This window comes from Cellulomonas bogoriensis 69B4 = DSM 16987, from assembly GCF_000767165.1.
In the GTDB taxonomy this organism is placed as follows: domain Bacteria; phylum Actinomycetota; class Actinomycetes; order Actinomycetales; family Cellulomonadaceae; genus Actinotalea; species Actinotalea bogoriensis.
The window spans coordinates 1-4,566 of the sequence record NZ_AXCZ01000199.1; the positions used below are offsets into that span (position 1 = coordinate 1).

General features: G+C 74.2%; 3 protein-coding genes and 1 pseudogene. All 4 read left to right on the top strand.

The window, feature by feature from the left end; translation table 11 throughout:
- Nucleotides 1–107: 107 nt before the first annotated feature.
- Nucleotides 108–554, top strand: coding sequence for a MarR family winged helix-turn-helix transcriptional regulator (locus N869_RS13100; protein ID WP_035062331.1), 447 nt, complete (start codon nt 108–110; stop codon nt 552–554).
- Complete coding sequence (locus tag N869_RS13105) at nt 551–1,882, top strand: MFS transporter (protein WP_035062332.1); 1,332 nt, start codon at nt 551–553, stop codon at nt 1,880–1,882. Before N869_RS13100 ends, N869_RS13105 begins: the two co-directional genes overlap by 4 nt.
- 75 nt (nt 1,883–1,957) lie before the next feature.
- Nucleotides 1,958–3,811 carry a DUF4012 domain-containing protein gene (locus tag N869_RS13110; RefSeq protein WP_052105539.1) on the top strand — a complete coding sequence of 618 codons (1,854 nt, stop codon included), beginning with the start codon at nt 1,958–1,960 and terminating at the stop codon, nt 3,809–3,811.
- A 118-nt stretch (nt 3,812–3,929) separates the two neighbouring features.
- Nucleotides 3,930–4,566: pseudogene (locus N869_RS13115) on the top strand (hypothetical protein); the annotation flags it as partial.

A 4,566-nucleotide genomic window follows, 5' to 3' on the forward strand; every position in this document is an offset into this window, starting at 1 on the left:
GCAGGCCAGGGGCCGTCGTCCACCAGGACGGCGGCCCCTGGCCGTGGGTGGCCGACGTCACCCGGCCCCGAGTTTCTTTACCCAAGGTCATGACCTAAGGTGGGCACATGCCCTCCACACCTCCTGCCTCGGCGTGCCGTCCGGGCTCCCTGGCCGGGGACCTGCGGGTCGCGATCACCCACACGGTGCGCCGTGTCCGCCTCGAGCGCAGCGACGACCGCCTCACCGACGGCCAGTACTCCGTGCTCGCCGCCCTGGCCAACAACGGCCCCATGACCCCCACGGCCCTGGCCGAGCACGAGCACGTCCAGCCCCCGCCCATGACCCGCACCGTCAACGCCCTGGCCGAGGCCGGGCTCGTGTGCCGGGGCCAGCACCCCACCGACGGGCGGCAGGTGCTGGTCTCGATCACCGACGCGGGCATGGCAGAGGTCCGCGAGACCCGACGTCGGCGCGACGAGTGGTTGGCCGCCCGCCTGGCCGAGCTGGACCCGGCCGAGCGAGAGGTCCTCGCCCAGGCCGCCGTCCTGCTGCGCAAGGTCGTGGGCCGGTGAGCCCCACCTTCCACTCGTTGCGCTACCCCAACTACAGGCTGTGGTTCGGTGGCGCGCTGGTGGCGAACATCGGCACGTGGATGCAGCGCGTGGCGCAGGACTGGCTGGTGCTGACCCAGCTCACCGACGACTCCGGGGTCGCGGTGGGGATCACCATCGCCCTGCAGTTCGCGCCGTTCCTGTTCCTCTCGGCCTGGGCCGGGGTGCTGGCCGACAGGCTGGACCGCAGGCGGCTGCTGATCGCGACCCAGGCGTCCATGGGGGTGCTCGCCGCCGGGCTGGGTGCCCTGGTCCTGAGCGGGCAGGTCCAGCTGTGGCACGTCTACGTGTTCGCGGGCCTGCTCGGGTGCGTCGCCGCGATCGACGCCCCGGCCCGGCAGACGTTCGTCGCCGACATCGTCCCCAAGGAGCGCCTGTCCAACGCGGTGGGCCTCAACAGCGCGTCGTTCAACGCCGCCCGCCTCATCGGCCCCGGGACCGCCGGACTGCTGATCGCCGCCGTGGGCACCGGCTGGGTGTTCCTGATCAACGCCGCGACCTTCGCGGCGACCATCCTGGCCCTGGTGCGCATGCGCCGCGACCAGCTGCGGGTCGCGCCCCCTGTGCGCCGAGGGCGTGGGCAGATCCGTGAGGGGATCGCCTACGTCCGCCACCGCAGCGACATCGTCGTGATCATGGTGGTGGTGGGGGTGGTGAGCACCTTCGGTCTGAACTTCCAGCTGACCAGCGCGATGATGGCCCGCACCGAGTTCGACAAGGGCCCCCAGGAGTTCGGGATCCTCGGGTCGGTGCTGGCGATCGGGTCGCTGGCCGGTGCGCTGCTGGCCGCCCGCCGCGAACGGCCGCGGGTGCGGCTGGTGATCGGGGCCGCGTTCGGGTTCGGGGTCGCCACCGGGGTGATGGCGCTCATGCCCACCTACCCGTCGTACGTGGTGGCGACCATCCCCGTGGGGCTGGCGTCCCTGACGATGATGACGGCGGCGAACTCCACCATCCAGATGTCGACCGACCCGGCCATGCGGGGGCGCGTCATGTCCCTGTACATGGTCGTGTTCCTGGGGGCGACCCCTGTCGGGTCACCGGTGGTCGGCTGGATCGGCGAGACGTTCGGTGCCCGCTGGGCGATCGGCGTCGGGTCGATCTCCGCGCTGCTCGTCTCGGTCGTCGCGGCACTGTGGGCGGCCAGGCGGTGGAGGGTGCGCGTGCGGTACCGGCTGCTGTCCCGGCCGCACCTGGAGGTGCGTCACCCAGATGGCCCAGAGGCCCGCGCAGAGGCGGCCCGGGCGATCGCGGAGCAGCAGGCAGAGGACCGCGCTACAGCGGCTTGACCTGCGCAAACGTGTTGTCCACAGGGGGTTTCCCCAGCCCTGTGCGTCGATGGTCCGCTGTGCGACCATCGAGATGTGACGGCCCCTGAACCCGCCGGACACCCCCTGCTCGGCCACGAGTACGAGGGTGCCCCCAGCCACCGCCGCGGCGCGCTGCGGACGTGGTCCTGGCGGGTGGCGATCATCCTGACGGGCGTGCTCATCGTCTGGGCCGCGTGGCTCGGCTGGCGCGTGTCCCAGGTGGTCCAGGCCATGCAGGGAGTCGCGCCGGTGGCACTGCAGGGCACCGGCACGGAGCTGGGTGCGCTGGCGGCCGGCGACGTGACCCGGGCGCCGCTGCCGGCGGGCGACATCGGCTCCCGGGCTCCCGCCTACGCCGTCGGTCCGGGGGCGGCCGAGGCCGCTGCCCGCGCCTACGCCGCGACCCAGGACCCCGTCTGGCGGCTCTCGGAGCGTCTGCCGTGGATCGGGGACCAGCTGCAGGCCGTCGGTGAGGTCGTCGAGGCGTTCGGGGTCGTGGTCGGTGAGGCCCTGCCGGCCCTGGTCGAGGTCGAGGAGGTCGTCCAGGGCCTGTCCCTGGAGGACGGCCGGGTCGAGCTCGCTCCGGTCGCGGCCTCCGCCCCGCACCTGGAGCGTGCGGCTGCCAGCACCGGAGCCGCTCACGCCCTGGTCCAGGGCGTCGACACCGCCACGCTCGTCGCCCCCCTCGCGACCCAGGTCGACAGGGCCGAGGGGCTCCTCGGTGAGGCCGCCCAGGTCCTGGACGGCGCGCACCGGGTCGCGACCCTGGTGCCGGCGATGCTGGGCCACGGGCAGGACGAGGTCCGCCGGTACCTGGTGCTCGCGATCAACCCGGCCGAGCTGCGCGCCGGTGGGGGCATCGTCGGCGCGGTCATGGTGCTCGAGGCCCGTGACGGGCGGCTGGACCTGGTGGACCACCGGCCGGCGACCGACCTGCCGATCCTCACCGCACCCGTGCTGCCCCTCGACGACGAGGAGGCCGCGGTCCACGGCGACCGGTTGGCCCGTGTGCTGCAGAACGTCACCATGACCCCCGACTTCCCCCGCAGCGCCGAGCTCGCCGCCACCATGTGGCACGCCGCCGGCGGTCGGGCCGTGGACGGGGTCCTCGCCCTGGACCCGGTCGCCCTGTCGCACGTCCTGCGCGCCACCGGACCGGTCACCCTCGAGGACGGCACCGTCCTGGACGCCGGCGGCGTCGTGGAGCACCTGCTGCTGGACACGTACGTGGACCTGACCGACCCGTCCGAGGCCGACGAGCACTTCGCGCGTGCGGCGTCCGCGGTCTTCGACGCCGTCGCCCGGGGCGGTGCCGGCCTGGTCGGTGCGGTCGGCGAGGCTGCGGGGGAGCGCCGCGTGGCGGTGTGGTCCGCCCACCCGGCCGAGCAGGCCCTGCTGTCCGGGAGTGCGATGGCCGGGGACTTCCTCTCCGGTGGCGCGCCCACCGCGCCCGGGCTGTTCCTGGAGGACGCCACCGGCGGCAAGCTCGCCACGTTCCTCGACACCCGGGTGGATGCGGCGTGCGGCTCCGGCGGCGTCCAGGTGACGCTGCGCCTGGCCTCGACGCTCGCGCCCGAGCTTGCCCGGGTGCTGCCGCCCTACGTGGTCGGGTTCGGCGTCACGGGCGTCGAGCCCGGTACCGCCCGGCACAACGTCCTCGTCTACGCCCCCGAGGGCGCGCACGTGCAGCGGGTGGAGCGCGACGGGATCGCCGTGGGGGTCCAGCACGTCCACGTCCGGGGGCGCGACGTGGTGCGTCTGACGTCGGTCCTGCCCCCGGGTGCCGATGAGGAGTGGACGGTCACGCTGGGCGGGCTCGAGGCCGTGCCCACGCAGGTGTGGACCACCCCCACGCCGTCGTCACCGGGCCTGGTCCCGGTGCGTTGTGCGGTTCATCCACAGGTCTGATCCGCCACCCGGGTGAATCCCCGCCACAGGGGCCGCCGCGGTGCCACCATGGCGATATGTCCTAATTGTGCCGACCTGCTCGCGGGAGCGAACCGGTCGCCGGTCCTGAGGAGTCGTCATGAGCCGTGCGCTGCGTGTGGTGGTCGCAGGGGTGCTTGCCGCGGGCGGTGGTCTGGTCACCGCCTCGGCGGCGACAGGGCTGGCCGCGTGCCCCGACGACGGGTTCGGGTACGTCCCCGGTGGGGCGTGCCAGCTCGTCGTCGAGGTCGAGGCCGGCTGCGCCGGCGAGGACCCGGTGATGGTCTACCGGGTCGCCTCCGAGGGGTTCGACGTCCGGACGGTGACCCTCGTCTGGCGGGGGCCGGAGGAGCACGTCGGGCTGATGTGGGACGGGCTGCCCCTCGAGGGCGCTGTCCCGTGGCCCGGAGCGGGGGGTGGGCTCTCCTTCGTGGGGGAGCCCGGGGGCGTGACGGCAGTGGTGGGCGTCCCCGAGTCGCTGGAGTGCACGGGCACCGGTGAGGCCCCGGTGGGTGAGGTCCCGGACGTCGTGATCGAGCCGGAGCGGCCCAGCTGGGAGGAACCGACCCCTGGCGGGCAGTCGACCCCGACCCCGGGCGCGGCACCGGCACCCCTCCCGGCAGAGCGCGACATCGCCGTCACCGGCCCCGGGGGCGCGGCTGCGGCGGACGCGGGCTCTGGTGAGGGCCGGGCGCTGGCCGCGACCGGTCTGACGACCGTGCCGCTGCTGGGGGCGA

Excerpts from the sequence above, each read along its gene's own strand:
- N869_RS13100 (WP_035062331.1), top strand. The coding sequence starts at position 108 with ATGCCCTCCACACCTCCTGCCTCGGCGTGCCGTCCGGGCTCCCTGGCC.